Raw genomic sequence first — 18,191 nt, 5'->3', positions numbered from 1 at the left:
TTAATACCAGATTTCGCTTTCTCTTTTATCGTACTTTGGCTTTTTCTGTTTCTTCTTCATGTAATTAGGCTGATCCGAATGCTTATTGTTCTTTCCATGTTTCTTAAGCATTCTCCTTCTATAACGTTCTTTTGCCGTATAAGAGTTTTTAACCTTTCCTCCTCTATAAACAGAGCTCGGATGCATACCCTTTTTCCGCTTGGTAACTATGATGTCACCTTTGTAATTTGCAATTTTCTTGCTCTTCTTCCTTATCTTTTTAGCTCTTGCTTGTAGTCCCCTCACAAGAAGGTCTCCACTGGAGCTAGAAATCTGTCTGTTCTTTTTCTTTCTATGCTTAGCCCTTTTTGCTAAAAAATTACCACCTATATCTCCCCGGTTATTTGCAATGCGCTTATGCTCTTTGCGATCAACCCCTCTGACCAGCACCAAGCCGTCAGAGTTACGAGGTCCTTCCATACGAGACTCTGAAGGTCTAATATCTCCACTATAAGACCGCATCTGCTTTGACTTGCGCACCTTCTTGTTTCTATCTACCACTACACGCGTATCATGTCGAGGCCCTTTCATTTCTCGTTCTTGCACCCGTACCCGCGAACCGTCATTCTTCGGACCTTTCGAACGACTTTCCCGCACACGTACTCTTGAACCATCATTTTTCGGAGCCTTGGAGCGTTTTTCGCGTACACGAACCTTTGACCCATCATTTTTAGGGGCACTAGAACGGCTTTCTCGCTTACGCACTTTTGACCCTTTGTTTTTAGGGCCTTCCGAACGTGATTTTTTAACAGGTACAGATTTATCTACCTTCTGAGCATAGGCATCATTTAGATCTACTAAAAATAAACTAAATATAAAGATTACTACTATAGATAAATATCTCATTCACACTTTTGGTTAGATAGGCAAAATGTCCTCACTTAAAGACGTCTTTTGCGCTTCTTTCTGATTTTCTTAGGGTTTTTCTTATTAATCAAGCCAGTGCTTCTATCAACCCTTCCTCCTTTTTTTGCTTTACCTTTTCTCTTCCCTTTCAAATCGCCCTCTTCATCAAACATGTCCAGATCGGCAGCATTTGAATCATAGGCCGGGCAAGGGTAATTATTTTTACCACAAGAAGTTGAGGCAACCATAAAAAACATGGCAAGGACAAAAGTCAAACAAAAACTTTTACCTGAAAATATAGATTTTAACATACTCAAATTTACAAAATTTAACGCTATCGGCAAATTAATATTTTACCATTAAAAAACGGAATCTTAATATAACGGACTTATCAACCAAACTGTTATCACTTTTGGTCAAAATTCCAGCAAAGCCTTTATCTTATTTTGTATACGTTCTTTTGGCAAAAAGTTTTCCTCTAAAGGAGCAGCAAAAGGAACCGGGGTATCCAAGCTACCTTCGCGCATGACCGGCGCATCTAAATACTCAAAGCAGAACTCTGCAATATAAGCAGCAATTTCAGCACTTATGCTTCCAGTAAGGCAATCTTCATTAGCAACCAAAACTTTTCCCGTCTTCTTAACAGAGTCAATCACCGCTTCTTTATCCCAAGGAAGCAATGTCCTTAAGTCAATAATGTCAGCAGAAAGGCCTTCGATAGATTTTACCGCATCTACCACCCAATGCACACAAGCGCCATACGTTACAATGGTCAAATCACCACCTTCCTCCACCAGTCGAGCTTTGCCTATAGGCAAGGTATAATAATCGTCAGGAATGTCTCCGCTAATAGAACGATATAATTGCTTATGCTCAAAATATAAATAAGGGTTAGGATCTTCTATAGCAGCATTTAAAAGCCCTTTAGCGTCATATGGGTTGGACGGGAAAACAATTTTCAAACCTGGTGTATGGAAAAACCACGCCTCAGTTGATTGAGAGTGATATGGTCCTGCACCGACTCCAGCACCTGTAGGCATACGGACAACCACATCGGCATTTTGCCCCCATCGGTAATGAGATTTGGCAAGGTTGTTTACAATTTGATTGAAGCCAGAAGTAACAAAATCTGCAAATTGCATTTCCACTATGCTCTTATACCCACAAATAGAAAGGCCAAATCCGGTTCCGAGTATAGCTGATTCACAGAGTGGAGTATTGCGGATTCGGGACTTGCCAAATTTTTCTACAAAACCTTCGGTAACTTTGAAAACCCCTCCATACTCAGCCACATCTTGCCCCATCAGCACCAGATTATCATATTTCTCCATACTCTGCTTTATCGCATCAGATACGGCATCGACATACCTTTTTTTACTAACAGTGCTACTTTGAGGCTTCACCACTTTTTGGAAGTAAGGAGCATAAATATCACTCAGCTCTTCATGGTTATCTGCTCTAAGTACAGGCTCCTGAGCAGTTTCCCGCCAAGCTTTGTCAATTTCTTCTTTAATTTCATATCTTATATCAGAAACCTGCTTATAGTCCAGCACATTCTCTTCTGTCAAATACATCTCGTAGTTCTCAACCGGATCTTTCTTTGCCCACTGTTCAAATAGCTCTTCAGGCACATACTTTACGCCAGACGCCTCTTCATGTCCCCGCATCCTGAAAGTAACGGCTTCTATGAGCATTGGCCTCGGGTTATTGCGTATACTTGCTGCTATATTTTTAATCGTGTCATAGACTTCAAGAATATTATTTCCATCAATCTGTTTTGTATCGATTCCGTAAGCAGGCCCTTTTTCACAAAAAGTATGGCACCGATACTGCTCATTAATGGGGGTAGACAAGCCATAACCGTTATTCTCAACTAGAAAGATCACTGGCAAATCCCAAACCGCAGCCACATTGAGCGCCTCATGAAAATCACCTTCACTCGCACCTCCGTCTCCTGTAAATACCAAAGACACCTTTTGACCATTGCGCAGCTTATTGGCCAAAGCAATACCATCTGCTACCGCCAATTGTGGCCCTAAATGAGAAATCATACCTACAATATGGTGTTCTTTACTACCAAAGTGAAAAGACCTGTCTCTACCTTTGGTAAATCCTGATTTCTTTCCTTGAAATTGAGCAAACAAACGACTTAGGGGAATATCCCTACCGGTAAAAATGCCCAAATTCCTATGAAGCGGCAGTATATATTCATCAGGATCGAGGGCTGACACAACACCCGCTGAAATAGCCTCTTGCCCTATACCCGAAAACCACTTACTGACTTCTCCCTGACGTAGAAGCAGTAACATTTTCTCCTCAATCAACCTTGGTTTTAACAAGTTACGGTACAGTTTGACTAACACGTCATCAGAATATATCTTTCTGTTAAATTTCATAGCACATTTGATAAGCCTGCAAAAATAAACACTATGCCTTACATGACAAGACTATTAGGTTTTTTCCGTTGTACGCTTAATATACTTTAATTTTTTTTGTAATCTTACAATTTAATTAACTCTTACAACTAAGATATGATAAACTATAAGGAATTTACGCTGGACAATGGCTTACGAGTTTTAGTACATGAAGATCCTTCCACCCCCATTGCAGTGGTAAATATCCTTTACAATGTAGGGTCAAGAGATGAAGATGAGCAAAAAACTGGTTTTGCTCACCTTTTTGAACACCTAATGTTTGGTGGATCTGCCAATATCCCCTCTTATGATGAACCTTTACAAAAAGTTGGAGGGGAAAACAATGCATTTACTTCCCCCGATATTACCAACTATTACCTGACCCTACCTGCTGTTAACCTAGAAACAGCCTTTTGGTTAGAGTCAGACAGGATGATGAGCCTTTCCTTTGACCCTCATGTACTGGAGGTCCAAAGAAGCGTGGTCATTGAAGAGTTTAAACAAAGATATTTGAACCAACCATATGGAGATGCTTGGCTAAGGCTACGTCCACTTGCTTACAAAGTCCACCCTTACCAATGGGCTACTATCGGCAAAGAGATTTCGCATATAGAAAATGCTACTATGGAAGATGTAAAGTCATTTTTCCATAAATACTATATTCCTAATAATGCCATCATGGTAGTGGCAGGAGGGGTAAAGTTTGAAGAAGTACAAAGACTTTCTAAAAAATGGTTTGGTCCAATAGAAGCAGGCGAGCCGTACAACAGGTCTATACCACAAGAACCTACACAAAAAGAACTTAGACATGAAGAAGTTCATACCGATGTTCCTTTAAACGCACTTTTCCTAGCTTATCATGCCCCAGGAAAAATGTCTGACCTATACCAGACATCAGACCTACTGAGCGATGTTTTGGGCAGGGGAAAGTCTTCACGGCTATACAAGCAATTAGTTGACAAAAAAAATGTATTCAACTCAATCAACGCTTATACTACCGGCTCTTTGGATCCATCTTTATTAGTAATTAGTGGTAAGCTTAACAAAGGCGTATCATGTGAGGATGGTGCAGGTGAAATAAATGCTGTCATAGACAATTTACTAAAAGAAGGCGTAGAGGAAAATGAATTACAGAAGGTTAAAAATCAAGCAGAAGCCTCTTTGGTTTTTGAAGAGGTAGAGGTTTTGCACCGGGCCATGAATCTTGCTGTTGCCACATTAATGGGAGATCCAGACCTAGTAAATCAAGAAAGAGGCAAAATTGAAAAAGTTAGCACAGATGGCATTTTAAGTCTAGCAAAGAAAACATTGATAGATAATAATTGCTCAAGGTTATTTTATAAAAGCAAATAGTCCATTTTTTTAAATCAAAATATGAAAATTAGAGTCGGATTTGGATACGATGTACACCAATTAAGAGAAGGAATCGACTTTTGGTTAGGAGGCATTAAAATTCCCCATACACATGGTGCTTATGGGCATTCGGACGCAGATGTCCTGATACATGTAATATGTGATGCACTATTAGGTGCTGCTAACAAGCGGGACATAGGGTATCACTTCTCAGATAAAGACCCAAAATATAAAGGGATTGATAGCAAAATACTTCTTAAAGAAGTTGTAGCGCTGTTAAAAAATGATGGGTACTCAATCGGGAACATTGATTGCACTGTATGCCTTCAGCAGCCTAAGGTAAATCCTCATATACCAGAAATGAAGAAAGTATTGGCAGAGGTTATCAATCTTGAAGAAGAAGATATTTCTATCAAAGCCACCACCACCGAAAATCTGGGCTTTGTAGGAAGAGCGGAAGGTGTATCTGCCTATGCGGTGGCACTTATATCAAAAGATTAACTTAAAACCGCATTGTAGCACATTTTCATAATTTCAACCTGAACTATGCAATAGAACTTTCTATTACGTAGTTCAGGTTCATAACTTAGTATATCGCCTCATTAACCCTGTTTTCTAAATGCTATAGGGTCAGGAATATTATCTGGGTCTTTATTCACATAGCCAGAGGTACTAAAATTATCTCCATGCAATAAAAGCAAGCCTGCCACGTGCGGTGCTGCCATAGATGTACCGGAACTGTAAGAGTAAGTTCCGCCTGGCGATGTAGAAATAACCCTAACTCCCGGGGCACAATAATCTACAGGGCCTGTTCCGTAATTAGAAAAAGAAGCAAAATTATCGTTAACATCCATAGCGGAAACGGTATAAAGGAAAGGTCCATTCATGCGCTGAGGAGAATTAAGGCAAGCATAAGTACTACTGTTACCTGCGGCCATAGCCAGATAAATGCCTTTCTTGGTAGCATTATCAACGGAACGCTCTAAAGCTGGGGAAATACCTGCCCCTCCTAAACTAAAATTAATTACATCTCCACGATTAGCATTCTCCGTCACATACTCAACTCCCCTAATAATAGAAGATATACGCCCTTTCCCTTCAGCATTCATCACTTTGACTGCGACCACCGTCGCCCCTGCTGCTACACCCACTACCCCGATTTCATTATCTATAGCTGCAATCGTACCTGCAACGTGTGTCCCATGTCCATTATCATCATCAGGTGACGCACTACCGTTTATGAAAGAAATACTACGCTCCTTGTCAACATTCAAGTCGGGATGCGTAAGGTCAATACCTGTATCTAGTACCCAAGCCACTTTCCCTTTGCCCGATGCAAAGCCACCTACCCTTCTTATTCCCCATGGGGTAATTTGATTACTGGAAAGAGATGCTATTTCAACATCTTCTTGCTCAATAGAGATAATACGGTCAGGCTCCACTGATTCCACTTCAGGGTCTTTGCTTAACTCTTCGGCTTCCTCAGGTGTCATTTGTCCAACAAAGCCAGAGAAGTTATGCTGATATGTCAGAGAAGGCTTGGAACTCAATGGTCTTCTGCTCAAAAAACGGTTTACCCTGTCTTCTCGTCCAGTTCTTGCACCATTAGTATTTTCCTCTTTCAGCACTACGATATATTCGCCAGTACTATTGGCCATGTAAGACCTTCTCAACGATTCATCATCATCCACGTCAGGACAAAAATTCAGTTCTGTTCCGTAAGGATATGATTGAGAAGGCGATTCGACAGAAGGCTCTTCTGTCACTGGAGGAGAAGATGACGGTTTAGGAGGTTCGTCTCTTTTCTTACTACAAGACATCATATATAGCGATGCCACAGCTATTATTAGAAGCTTAAGTATAAACGGTTTCATGTGCTGGTTGGGTTAAACCTGAAACATGGAATAGATCTCTCTATTAGGCAGCAAAATACTTCAAATCAGTCGCATCGCACACCTTACATATTAACCATAGCGCTGTTATGCTTGGCGACCCAAAAGTGCTGATTTATTGATATTTTGCCCCATCATGAGGGAATCTATTGCATAATCCAGTTAAATTATAGCAACACAACAGCAGTTTTTTAAACGAAAGTTCATAAAAAAAGGCAGAAATTAAAATTCCTGCCTTCAATGCACAAATAAAGTGTTTTTTTATAAAATCATACCAGCACCCACTGTTTCATTGGTAAATTCATCTATCAAGATAATGCTACCGGTTAGGCGGTTTTTGTTATAGCTATCATACAACAAAGGAGCGGTAGTACGAATGACGATACGGCCAATATCATTAAGGCCAATCGTACAATCATCCTCGATCCTGTGTAAGGTATTAATATTAACTTTATATCTAACTTCCTTCACCACACACCTTGCTTCTTTAGTGGTGTGCTTGATGGCATATTTACCATTCACCTGAAGCTTTTTCTCGTTAAGCCAGCATATCATCAATTCAATATCCTGCCCTACCTTAGGCTGATTGGTTGGTTTAACGATCATGTCCCCCCTACCTACATCAATATCATCTTCAAGTGTCATCGTCACAGACATTGGAGGGTATGCTTCTTTTACAGGACCTTCATAAGTTTCAATACTCTTGATCTTACTGGTAAACCCACTTGGCAAGGCCATAACCTCATCACCAGGCTTGTAAACCCCGCCATCAATACGTCCTGCATAGCCACGGAAATCATGATACTCATCATTTTGAGGCCTTATAACCCACTGAACAGGGAACCTAGAATCAACATAGTTCAAATCACTACCTATGTTCACGTTCTCAAGAGTATAAAGTAAAGTACCACCTTGATACCAAGGCATGTTGATAGATTTCTCCACCACATTATCGCCATGGAGCGCACTAATAGGAATATATTGAATATCCGGCACAGACAATTTGGAAGAAAATTTAGAAAAGGTGTCCCTGATTTCGTTAAAAACCTCTTCCTTAAAATCAACCAAATCCATTTTATTGATACAAATCACCAAATGCTTGATCTGAAGCAAAGAAGCAATAAATGCATGTCTACATGTTTGCTCTACTACACCGTGCCTAGCATCTACAAGAATAATGGAAAGGTTTGCAGTAGAAGCCCCTGTAACCATGTTTCTAGTATACTGGATATGTCCAGGCGTATCAGCTATAATGAACTTCCTCTTAGGGGTCGCAAAGTACCTATAAGCAACATCAATGGTAATACCTTGCTCACGCTCAGACCTCAGTCCATCGGTAAGCAATGCGAGGTTAACATATCCGTCACCTCTTTGTTCGGAACTTTTTTCGATAGCCTCAAGCTGATCTTCAAAAATAGATTTGGAATCGTACAGCAACCTTCCGATCAAGGTACTTTTTCCATCATCAACACTTCCTGCGGTCGAAAACCTCAGGAGATCCATGTTAAGGTAAGTATTTTCTGTGGTATTAGTTGTCATCAGTAAATAATGTTATTTAACAGCTGGTTCTTAATTAGAAGTATCCCTGTTTTTTTCTATCTTCCATAGCCGCTTCTGAACGTTTGTCATCAGCCCTTGTTCCCCTTTCAGTCTGTCTGGCAGAAGCAACTTCGTTGATAATTTCCTCAATAGTAGAAGCCGAAGATTCAACAGCCCCAGTACAAGTCATATCACCTACAGTTCTGAACCGTACAGTGCGGGTCTCATAAAACTCATTTTTCATCAAGGTGATGTGCTCGCACTTAGCCAATAGAGATCCGTTACGATTAACCACTTCACGCTGATGGGTAAAGTAAATAGAAGGGATAGGAATATTTTCAAGGGCAATATACTGCCATACATCCATTTCTGTCCAGTTGCTCAAAGGGAAGACTCTGAAGTGCTCTCCAACATGCTTTCTCCCATTAAATAAATTCCATAGTTCTGGACGTTGGTTCTTAGGATCCCACTGGCCAAACTCATCACGGTGCGAGAAAAACCTCTCTTTAGCACGTGCTTTCTCTTCATCACGTCTTGCACCACCGAAAGCTGCATCAAATTTAAATTCCTCGAGCGCATCTAGCAAAGTGATTGTCTGAAGGGAGTTACGGCTAGGGTTAGGCCCCTTTTCTTCTACAGCACGTCCTTGGTCTATGGAGTCTTGCACATATCGTACAATAAGTTTTGCCCCGACTTCCTTTACAAGGTTATCTCTATAGTCCAACGTTTCAGGAAAGTTATGTCCTGTATCGATGTGAAGAAGCGGGAAAGGAATTTTCCCAGGCCAGAAAGCTTTTTGGGCTAGTTTTACCATTACGATGGAGTCTTTACCTCCTGAGAACAACAGCACAGGTTTTTCAAACTGTGCAGCAACTTCCCTCATGATAAATATTGCCTCTGATTCCAGCTGCTTTAAATGGGTAAGATTATAATTCACGGCAGTGTAAATTTATACTTTATATTCTGTTCGTTCTAAAACTTTTTCAAGAAGCGTATTTCTGCAGTCCTCCATTGAACACAGGTCAGTCCTGATTTCAACAGCAGGTTTTTGCGGTGCTTCAAATGGAGAATCTATACCAGTAAAGTCTTTAATTTCTCCTTTTCTAGCTTTTTCATAAAGCCCTTTTACGTCTCTTTGCTCACATACTTCCAAAGGAGCATTGATATATACTTCAAAAAAGTCTTGCTCACCAATAATGTTCTTTGCCATTATTCGGATTTCTTCCGTTGGGCTAATAAGTGAGCAAATAGTTATGACACCACAATTTAAGAATAATTTAGATGTTTCCGCAGCCCTCCTAATGTTTTCCATACGGTCAGCTTCACTAAAGCCCAAGTTGTTGTTTATGCCTGTACGAAGGTTATCCCCGTCGAGTAGCATAGTTAAAAAACCTTTGGCATGAAGGTCTTTTTCTAAAGCCCTGGCCAATGTGCTTTTTCCAGAACCAGAAAGGCCAACCATCCAAACAACTGCAGACTTTTGCTTTAACAGTGCCTCTTTCTTTTCCCGGCTAAGAACCGTATCAAATATCGGGTGAATATTGTCCAATTTTCAAATAGTAGTTTCAGAAGATGCAAAATTAGTATATTTTGCCGCAAATAATAAAAATTTACTAAAATTATCTATTTTTGACTTAAGCAAATAATTTGTTTATCAATAAATTAATATAAAATAATACAAAAACATGAATATTGAAATAATTAAGGACATTGCTATAAAAGCCGGCAACGAGATACTTAAGGTATATAATAATGAGAACCTTTTCAATGTAGTAGATATAAAATCGGATGATTCACCTTTGACCTTGGCCGACAAAGAATCGAATGCCGTCATAGAGTCAGAGCTAAAAAAACATTTTCCAGATATTCCAATACTATCAGAAGAAGGTAGAGATATTCCTTATGAAGAAAGGAAAAACTGGACAAAATTTTGGCTGGTAGATCCTTTGGACGGTACAAAGGAATTTATCAAAAGAAATGGCGAGTTTACAGTAAACATAGCATTAATATCTAAAAACAAGCCTCTTTTAGGAGTCATTTACAAACCTGTAAGCGAAGAGCTGTATTACGGATCCTTAGATGAAGGTGCTTTTAAAGAAGAGAAAGGGGAAAATACAAAACTAAAAACCAATACAAGGGTTAACAATTTAGTTGCTGTTGGCAGCCGGTCTCATGCATCTGAAGAAGAGAATGATGTATTGTCAAAATATGATGTAAAAGAAAAAGTATCCATAGGAAGCTCGTTAAAGTTTTGCCTGCTGGCAGAAGGCAAAGCCGATATATATTACCGTCATGGGCCAACTATGGAATGGGATACGGCTGCAGGACAGGCCATTTTGGAAAGCAGCGGGGGAACTATGTTAGATGCAAACAAAAAACCTTTTAGCTATAACAAGGAAGTTCTCCGTAATTCGTCTTTCCTATGCTTAAGCAATAAGGAACTGAACCAACTATGAGATTAAAAACGGAACTAGCAAGCATACTTATTCTTACAAGCTTATTTTTTATAAGTATTTTCAGTATTATATTTTACTATTATGCCCGTGCTGGATTTGTAGAGCAAGTTGAAAACCAACTTTCCTCTGTAGCTGAGCATAAAAAAACAGTAGTGGAGAGTTACCTACTAAACCGTCAAGGCGAATTTAGAACTCTCCACTCCCTCCCGGTTATATTAGAAAACCTCTATCAGTTTCATTTAACTGAAGAAGAAGAATATTTAGCTCAGGTAGAAGCTACCTTGGTTGAGTACGCAGCTTCAATGCCTCATGTAAAGGATGTCCACGCCCAAGATACCAATAGGGTAATTGTAGCTTCCAGCACACCGCATTATATAGGGAGTGCTTATACAAGCCCAAGGGTTAAAATATCAAGCCACGACTCAGAAAATTCTTACTTTATAGAAAAAAACGACACACTGATATTCCAGATCTCCACTCCGGTACACCATAAAAACAGACACATAGGTCGTTTGCTAATAGAGTTTTTTGCCCACGAAATTAAAGATATTGGTAAGGATTACTTTGGACTGGGGCAAACTGGAGAAACAGTCATTGCCGTAAGGAATGAAGAAGGAGAAATTATATATCTTTTTCCACCGAGGTTTGTTCCTGATGGGCAGTTTATTCCAGTAGACACCACTACCGACCAAGCAACACTAAGAGCTATGAAAGGGGAAGAGGCGTTTTTTGAGGAAATTTCTGATTACAGAAATGAAAGTGTGCTAGCCATAACCCATTATATGGACTACCCCGGCTGGGGACTCATTACCAAACTAGATACAGAAGAAGGACTTCGAACCGTCCATTTCATCAGGGATCTTACTATTTGGATTGCCATTATTTTTGCAATAATTTTCATTACCACTTCATATTTCCTATCTGATTATTTAGTTAAACCTATTGAAAAGATAACTTCTGCTGCGGTACGGATTTCTAAAGGAGACCTGAGCAAAAAAGTAAGCCTGCAAAGAAAGAACGAACTAGGCACGCTATCGAAGTCATTTAACATTATGACTGACAAGCTCATAGAAGCCCGTGAAGGACTGGAGGAAAAAATTGAAGAGCTAAACCGGTCAAACGATTCATTAAACCGGTTTGCATATATTGTCTCCCATGACTTAAAATCACCTTTGGCTTCTATAACAGCCTTATCGGATCTGCTCAAGGATGAGTATAAAGAGCAAATGGACGAACAGGGGCAAATAATGTTTGGCATGTTGCAGACCAAAGTTGAACACATGCAACAACTTATTGATGGCATACTTCAGTATTCTCGAATGGGAAACTGCATGGGACAAGATGTAGACACAGATACAGGCGCTGTAATTGATGAAGTTTTTGAAGACGCATCAGGAAAGAAAAAGGTAAACTTCGTTAAGGAGGGGGACTTTCCTAAAATCTTTATAAATAGGACTTGCTTAAAGCAAGTATTCCAAAACCTTGTCAGCAATTCTGTAAAGTATATGGACAAAGAAGAAGGATATATTAAGGCAAGTTATTCTAAAGAGGGCAAGCACCACATTTTTACAATTTCAGACAATGGCCCGGGCATAGACCCAAAATACCACGAGAAAATATTTGAAATATTCAATACAGGCGCACTCACAGGCAGCAAAGAAAGCACAGGGGTCGGTTTAGCTATTGTGCAACGTATAGTAGAAAACTATAAAGGTTCAGTAAAAATACAATCTGCTCCAGGAGAAGGCACCGCATTTACTATATGTCTTCCGATATAAACCCGAAGAAATATTTTGTAATAGCGGGTTGTCAGCGCTGTGGCACAACAGCACTAGCCCGCTTGCTTCACATGCACCCTGAGGTTTACATGGCCCAGCCACTATTCCCTGAACCAAAATACTTTCTCAATGAGACGGTTTCCAAAGAAATATACCTAAACCAATACTTCTCCAATGCAAAGCAAGCGATAGCAATTGGAGAAAAAAGCACCTCTTACATAGAAAGCAGTACCGTCCCCAAACGTATTAAGGCCATATTTCCAGAGGCTAAAGTTATAATCCTGCTAAGAGATCCGGTATACCGGGCATTGTCAAACTATCAGTTTACTAAAAACAACAACCTAGAGCCACGGACGCCAAGGGAGGTATTCTTGGAAGAAAAACCCCCTCCTGCTTATTCTAAAAGTCATATTTCTGTATCGCCTTACCAATATAAAGCTAGAGGGGAGTATATCCGGTACATAAAACCATGGCTAAACATTTTCCAACCGAGCAATATCCTGATCTTGTTCTATGAAAATCTAATTAATAATTGCAACAGATCTGCTGTAGAATTAGGTGACTTTTTAGGTTTAAGCCAACCTATAGACTTTTCGATACTCAATGCACCGCTAGAAACAAGCATTGATTATAAAGAAAATATAATCGCTAAATTGCAGCACCATTATAAGCCATACAACCATCAATTAGCAGAGCTTCTAAACATCGATTTAAAAAAAATCTGGAAATATTAAATGGAAAGCGCATCACCAACATACTCTGTAGTTATTCCAGTGTACAATTCACAGGAATCTGTAGTAGAGATCAAGGACCGCTTAAAAACAATATTTGAAGAAGTTGTCATGGAGCCTTGGGAGCTTATACTAATAGATGACGGCTCCATATTTTCTGAAACCTGGCCGACCTTGGAGCAATTAGCCTTACACCATCCGAACATAACCAGCATCCAATTGACGAGAAACTTTGGCAAAGCTGGTGCCTTAATTGCTGGATTCCGATACGCCAGAGGCAAATTTATCATTACGATGGATGATGACTTACAGCACCTTCCTGAAGACATCCCTTTATTACTACAGCAACAACATCATGATATTGTATTAGGCCACTTTCCCCAGAAAGAGCATAATATAATCAAGAGAACATTAAGCAGTATCTATAGCTGGGCAGAAGCAAAGTTGATAAACAAACCCACTGGTGTAAAAAATAGCCCTTTTCGGCTCATCAACAAACACGTCATTGACTCTATGCTAAAAATCAATACACCGTACCCCTCTATCCAAGCTTTGTTGTACTTTGTGAGTCAAGACGCTATAATGGTAAATGTCACCCATGCCAAACGGGCACACAACCGTTCAGGCTTTACATTGAAAAAAATGTGGCAAACATTCTCCAATTTGTTATTTAACAATTCTGCGGCATTGCTCAAGTTAATAGCTGTTACTGGCAGCCTTATTTCAATCTTGAGCATTATTTTAGGCACATATTTTATTTTTAAAAGACTATTCATAGGTGTTCACGTACAAGGGTGGACTTCGCTTATTACAGTAAATTTATTTTTGGGAGGAATTATCCTTTTTGCCATAGGGATATTAGGCGAATATCAGATAAGGATAATAAATGGCACAGAAAAAAGGCCGTCACATATCATTCGTAGAATTATAAAATAATTTTCACAAAGCATTCTTGGGCATTTACAATAGGGTAAAAAATACCGCAGAACTATTAAAAAAATAATTCTGCGGACAAGATGCTGGTTGAAAGTTTTAACTCATCAGTTCGACATTAACGGCATTTAAGCCTTTTCTGCCGTTTTCTACATCAAACTGAACTTTGTCATTTTCACGGATCTCGTCAATAAGACCTGTGTAGTGGACAAAAATGTCTTCGCCGTTTTCGGCAGGTTTAATAAACCCAAATCCCTTTGAGCTATTAAAGAATTTTACTGTTCCTTGTGGCATTCTCTTTTAATTTTTACTTGAAATATAACTCATAAACAGGATTTGCCTTTTGTTGTTAAAAATTACACAGCCAAACTTATCCACACAATTGTCCACAATCAAGCAAATACAATAAAAAACACCACACAAACACGAAAAACAACTACTGATAAAGAAAAACTTATATAAAATAAGTTAATAATATAACATATATTACATTAAAACATTAACAAAAAGAGTCCACTAAGTATAAAATACTCCTAGATTTCAATGAGAAGATCTTTACAAAAAAAAGGTAACTTTGCCTTTCAGGTTAAACCAAGATAGTAGGATGCTCAATGCAGCTTAAAACAAAATAAATGAGCAAAATAGAAATAATCAGTTCTAAAGATGGTTCTCACACCCTGTTCCTTCCAGAAATGAATGAAACCTATCATTCTCATCATGGTGCTATACAGGAATCAGAATATGTTTTTATTGAAAAAGGCATTGCCCCTATTGCCCAAAAACAAAAAACACTCACTATACTGGAAATTGGTTTCGGTACCGGGCTAAATGCCCTCCTATCTTTCAGGACAGCCATTCAAGAAGGTTTAACTCTACACTATCATACCTTAGAACCATACCCGTTAATAAAAGAGGTTTACAGCAATCTTAATTACCCGGTCATTATAGAAGAAGGTAAGTATAAAGAAACATTCTTAAAGCTTCATGAAGCACCCATGAACGAAGAAATAAAGCTTTCAAACAACTTCTTTCTTAATAAATACAATGAAACACTGGAAAATGTAACCCTTCGGATAGAAGCAGATGTGGTGTTTTACGACGCTTTTGCCCCTGCCAAACAACCAGAGGTTTGGAGCCTGTCTAATTTGGAAAAAGTAAAGCAGGCAATGAACCCTAAAGGCGTATTGGTCACCTACTGCGCAAGTGGACAATTCAGAAGAGATTTAAAAAGCCTGGGTTTTGTGGTAGAAAACCTTCCTGGCCCTCCAGGAAAAAAAGAAATGACAAGGGCATTTTTGATGTAAAAAAGGTAAGCGGGGGGGGGAATAACAATTTGCCCTTCTAGCAATGGACAAAAAAACAGCAAACAATTTAAACCTTTCTATTGTCCCCAAAGTGAACGATTGCTTAAATTTGCATGAATAATTAACAAAAAATGGTCTCAATAGAAAATACGCTAGAGAATATTATTTTAGTTGGAGATAGGGTACTTGTAAAACCTAAAAGCTTTAAAGAGAGAACAAAAACAGGCTTATACCTTCCTCCAGGCGTCCAAGAACGCGAAAAGATTCAAAGTGGCTATATAATTAAGTCTGGCCCTGGTTATCCTATTCCTATCCCTACCGACATGGATGATGAACCATGGAAAGAAAAGGATGAAAGTGTTAAATACATACCATTGCAAGCTAAATCAGGAGATTTAGCCATTTTCCTTCAGAACAGTGCCCATGAAATCACCTACAACAACGAGAAGTACTTCATAGTACCTCATACGGCAATTTTGATGCTGGTTAGAGAGGACTTGCTTTAAGCTAACAGCAACAGCGCAGGAACTTTCATAAAAAAGCCCCTGATAATACCAGAGGCTTTTTTTTAAATATACTCTTTTCAATTACAAAAACTTTAACCTGGATTATGCATTAGATTCGTTATGCATATTTCAGGTTTACCCTTTAACAGATAGCGCAAACTCTTTGGCAAAGTAAGTAAGAATTATTTTAGCACCAGCCCTTTTCATGCTCAACAAGCACTCTTTCATCGCTTTGTCACCATCTACCCATCCTTTCTGAGCAGCCGCTTTAATCATGGCATATTCTCCACTTACGTTATAAGCAGCAATAGGCAATTCAAATTCGTCATACAAAGATTTAATCACGTCTAGGTAGGCCAAAGCAGGCTTTACCATTAAGAAATCAGCACCTTCTATCACATCCAGTTCCCCTTCTATAAGGGCTTCTTTCTGATTTGCGGGATCCATCTGATAAGTTTTTTTGTCCCCTGCTTTAGGGGCAGAGTTTAAAGCATCCCTAAAAGGCCCATAAAAAGCACTTGCATATTTAGCCGTATACGACATAATTGAAGTGTTAGCAAAGCCTTCATCGTCCAGAAGTTCTCTTATATAAGCTACACGACCATCCATCATATCAGAAGGGCCAACAATATCAGCACCAGCACGCGCCTGCGCCAAAGCCATTCTACCAAGCACATCTAATGTTTCATCATTTAAAATCTGTCCATCCTCCACTATACCGTCATGCCCATCGCTACTGTAGGGATCCATGGCCACATCTGTCATAATGCAACACTCAGGAAACTCTTTTTTGATTTCCTTGATGGCTTTTAAATAGAAGTTGGTATCATTATAGCTTTCTGTCGCAAACTTGTCTTTAAGAGACTCCTCAACTTGGGGGAAAAGCGCAAAAGCCTTTACCCCCAAGTTCATACAAGCTTCAACTTCTTTAACTGCTAGATCGATCGTATACCTGCTAATGCCTGGCATGGAAGCAATATCTGTGCTTTTATTGACCCCATCAGTTAAGAACAAAGGGTAAATAAGATCAGAAACCTGTACTTCATGCTCCCTTACTAAGGACCTTACAACTTCAGACTTTCTATTTCTTCTAGGCCTTCTAAGCATAGCTATTTTTATTTAGTATTCTAAAAGCACTTTTTCGATAATATCACAGCACTCGGTCATTTGCTCTTGGTTAATAACCAATGGTGGAGCAAAACGGATAATGTCGCCATGCGTCGGCTTGGCCAATAGTCCATTATCTTTAAGTGCTACACAAACATCCCAAGCAGTTTTACCATCTTTTTCTTTAATAACGATAGCATTTAACAAACCCCTACCACGAACAGCAGTCACATAGTCCAACTTATCTTTGAGTTCGTTCATCCTTTTGCGGAAATACTCACCCATTTTAAGTGCATTTGCAATCAAGTTTTCCTTTTTAATGACTTCTATAGCAGCTACCGCTACCGCACATGCTACAGGGTTCCCACCAAAAGTAGAACCGTGCTCGCCAGGTTTGATAGTCAACATAACAGGGTCATCTGCAAGTACAGCAGAAACAGGGTATGTACCACCAGAAATTGCTTTACCAAGAATCAATACATCAGGTTTGATGCCTTCATATTCTGAAGCGAGCATTTTACCAGTCCTACCTATACCAGTTTGGATTTCATCAATAATGAACAGAACATTATATTTAGAGCAAAGCTCTCTCGCTTTTTTAAGGTATCCGTCAGAAGGTACGAAAACACCAGCTTCACCTTGAATAGGCTCAACCAAGAATGCACATACCTCTGGATCCTTAAGCGCTTCTTCCAAAGCCTCAGTATTATTATAAGGTATAATATTAAAACCTTCGAGAAAAGGTCCAAACTCGTTACGTGCCACTTCATCAGTTGAAGCTGAAATGATAGCAGTTGTACGACCGTGGAAGTTTTTCTCTACAGCAATCACTTTCGCCTTATTTTCAGATATGCCTTTTACCTGATAACCCCATTTTCTGGAAAGCTTCAAAGCAGTTTCCACACCTTCGGCCCCAGAGTTCATCATTAAAACTTTGTCAAACCCAAAAGTTTCAGACAAATATTTTTCACAAGCGCCTAATTTGTCACTATGAAAAGCCCTAGAGGTTAAAGTAAGGATAGAAGATTGTTCTGTAAGAGCTTTTATAATCTCAGGATGACAATGGCCTTGATTAACGGCGCTATAAGCAGAAAGGAAATCATAGTAGTGCTTACCTTCAACATCCCACAGGTGCACCCCTTCTCCTTTTGCCAATACAGCAGGTAATGGATGGTAGTTATGCGCACCATACTTATCTTCTAGCTCAATAGCTTGCTTTGATGAGGTAATTTTTTCAGTCATAATGTTTATAAATTTGCAAGGATTAAAATGAAACCATTTTTTTTCTAAATG

At 39.2% G+C, this 18,191-nt stretch carries 18 protein-coding genes; 8 read left to right on the top strand and 10 right to left on the bottom strand.

The features are described 5' to 3' along the window. From RCC89_05770 to RCC89_05760, 3 genes are all read right to left on the bottom strand, one after another. Positions 1 to 885, bottom strand: coding sequence for a hypothetical protein (locus tag RCC89_05770; GenBank protein ID WMJ72672.1), 885 nt, complete (start codon positions 883 to 885; stop codon positions 1 to 3). A 35-nt stretch (positions 886 to 920) separates the two neighbouring features. After that, a complete protein-coding gene (locus RCC89_05765) occupies positions 921 to 1,196 on the bottom strand; it encodes a hypothetical protein (GenBank protein WMJ72671.1) in 276 nt (91 codons plus the stop codon). A 105-nt stretch (positions 1,197 to 1,301) separates the two neighbouring features. Then, positions 1,302 to 3,281 (bottom strand): dehydrogenase E1 component subunit alpha/beta, encoded by a 1,980-nt coding sequence (locus RCC89_05760; GenBank protein ID WMJ72670.1) that lies wholly within the window; start codon positions 3,279 to 3,281, stop codon positions 1,302 to 1,304. 135 nt (positions 3,282 to 3,416) lie between these two features. Here RCC89_05760 and RCC89_05755 point away from each other — a divergent pair, with 135 nt between their 5' ends. Beyond that, on the top strand, positions 3,417 to 4,652 hold the full coding sequence (locus RCC89_05755; protein ID WMJ72669.1) for a pitrilysin family protein: 1,236 nt from the start codon (positions 3,417 to 3,419) through the stop codon (positions 4,650 to 4,652). A gap of 21 nt (positions 4,653 to 4,673) precedes the next feature. Next, positions 4,674 to 5,153, top strand: a complete 480-nt coding sequence (gene ispF / locus RCC89_05750; protein ID WMJ72668.1) for a 2-C-methyl-D-erythritol 2,4-cyclodiphosphate synthase — start codon at positions 4,674 to 4,676, stop codon at positions 5,151 to 5,153. A gap of 101 nt (positions 5,154 to 5,254) precedes the next feature. Here ispF and RCC89_05745 read toward each other — a convergent pair whose 3' ends face one another. The 4 genes from RCC89_05745 to cysC all read right to left on the bottom strand — a co-directional run bounded on the left by RCC89_05745 (position 5,255) and on the right by cysC (position 9,632). Next, positions 5,255 to 6,526 (bottom strand): S8 family serine peptidase, encoded by a 1,272-nt coding sequence (locus tag RCC89_05745; GenBank protein ID WMJ72667.1) that lies wholly within the window; start codon positions 6,524 to 6,526, stop codon positions 5,255 to 5,257. Between the two features lie 279 nt (positions 6,527 to 6,805). Beyond that, positions 6,806 to 8,083 (bottom strand): sulfate adenylyltransferase subunit CysN, encoded by a 1,278-nt coding sequence (cysN, locus tag RCC89_05740; protein WMJ72666.1) that lies wholly within the window; start codon positions 8,081 to 8,083, stop codon positions 6,806 to 6,808. A 34-nt stretch (positions 8,084 to 8,117) separates the two neighbouring features. Beyond that, positions 8,118 to 9,020 carry a sulfate adenylyltransferase subunit CysD gene (gene cysD, locus RCC89_05735; GenBank protein ID WMJ72665.1) on the bottom strand — a complete coding sequence of 301 codons (903 nt, stop codon included), beginning with the start codon at positions 9,018 to 9,020 and terminating at the stop codon, positions 8,118 to 8,120. Between the two features lie 12 nt (positions 9,021 to 9,032). Then, the gene (gene cysC, locus RCC89_05730; protein ID WMJ72664.1) at positions 9,033 to 9,632 is read right to left on the bottom strand and encodes an adenylyl-sulfate kinase; all 600 of its coding nucleotides are present in this window, start codon (positions 9,630 to 9,632) and stop codon (positions 9,033 to 9,035) included. A gap of 136 nt (positions 9,633 to 9,768) precedes the next feature. Here cysC and cysQ point away from each other — a divergent pair, with 136 nt between their 5' ends. From cysQ to RCC89_05710, 4 genes are read left to right on the top strand one after another with little or no spacing between them, the layout of a single operon-like run. After that, positions 9,769 to 10,539: a 3'(2'),5'-bisphosphate nucleotidase CysQ gene (gene cysQ, locus RCC89_05725; protein ID WMJ72663.1), complete on the top strand. Its 771-nt coding sequence runs from the start codon at positions 9,769 to 9,771 to the stop codon at positions 10,537 to 10,539. Further along, complete coding sequence (locus RCC89_05720; GenBank protein WMJ72662.1) at positions 10,536 to 12,317, top strand: sensor histidine kinase; 1,782 nt, start codon at positions 10,536 to 10,538, stop codon at positions 12,315 to 12,317. The genes cysQ and RCC89_05720 overlap by 4 nt, the downstream gene beginning before the upstream one ends. Next, positions 12,302 to 13,051 carry a sulfotransferase gene (locus tag RCC89_05715; protein ID WMJ72661.1) on the top strand — a complete coding sequence of 250 codons (750 nt, stop codon included), beginning with the start codon at positions 12,302 to 12,304 and terminating at the stop codon, positions 13,049 to 13,051. The genes RCC89_05720 and RCC89_05715 overlap by 16 nt, the downstream gene beginning before the upstream one ends. Beyond that, on the top strand, positions 13,052 to 13,984 hold the full coding sequence (locus tag RCC89_05710; GenBank protein WMJ72660.1) for a glycosyltransferase family 2 protein: 933 nt from the start codon (positions 13,052 to 13,054) through the stop codon (positions 13,982 to 13,984). A gap of 96 nt (positions 13,985 to 14,080) precedes the next feature. On the opposite strand, the gene RCC89_05705 is transcribed toward RCC89_05710, so the two are convergent. After that, positions 14,081 to 14,275 carry a cold shock domain-containing protein gene (locus RCC89_05705; protein ID WMJ72659.1) on the bottom strand — a complete coding sequence of 65 codons (195 nt, stop codon included), beginning with the start codon at positions 14,273 to 14,275 and terminating at the stop codon, positions 14,081 to 14,083. A gap of 338 nt (positions 14,276 to 14,613) precedes the next feature. On the opposite strand from RCC89_05705, the gene mnmD reads away from it, so the two are divergent. Together mnmD and RCC89_05695 are read left to right on the top strand one after the other, a co-directional pair. Continuing rightward, the gene (gene mnmD, locus RCC89_05700) at positions 14,614 to 15,285 is read left to right on the top strand and encodes a tRNA (5-methylaminomethyl-2-thiouridine)(34)-methyltransferase MnmD (GenBank protein WMJ72658.1); all 672 of its coding nucleotides are present in this window, start codon (positions 14,614 to 14,616) and stop codon (positions 15,283 to 15,285) included. A 131-nt stretch (positions 15,286 to 15,416) separates the two neighbouring features. After that, positions 15,417 to 15,791: a co-chaperone GroES family protein gene (locus RCC89_05695; protein ID WMJ72657.1), complete on the top strand. Its 375-nt coding sequence runs from the start codon at positions 15,417 to 15,419 to the stop codon at positions 15,789 to 15,791. A 135-nt stretch (positions 15,792 to 15,926) separates the two neighbouring features. Here the strand turns inward: RCC89_05695 and hemB are convergent, their stop codons facing one another. Both hemB and rocD read right to left on the bottom strand, forming a co-directional pair. Beyond that, positions 15,927 to 16,898 carry a porphobilinogen synthase gene (hemB, locus tag RCC89_05690; GenBank protein WMJ72656.1) on the bottom strand — a complete coding sequence of 324 codons (972 nt, stop codon included), beginning with the start codon at positions 16,896 to 16,898 and terminating at the stop codon, positions 15,927 to 15,929. A gap of 12 nt (positions 16,899 to 16,910) precedes the next feature. Continuing rightward, positions 16,911 to 18,140 carry an ornithine--oxo-acid transaminase gene (gene rocD / locus RCC89_05685; protein ID WMJ72655.1) on the bottom strand — a complete coding sequence of 410 codons (1,230 nt, stop codon included), beginning with the start codon at positions 18,138 to 18,140 and terminating at the stop codon, positions 16,911 to 16,913. Positions 18,141 to 18,191 lie beyond the last annotated feature (51 nt).

This window comes from Cytophagaceae bacterium ABcell3 (assembly GCA_030913385.1).
Lineage (GTDB): Bacteria > Bacteroidota > Bacteroidia > Cytophagales > Cytophagaceae > ABcell3.
Note: the sequence above shows the minus strand (reverse complement) of the source record. Positions and strands in the feature narration are given on the sequence as shown.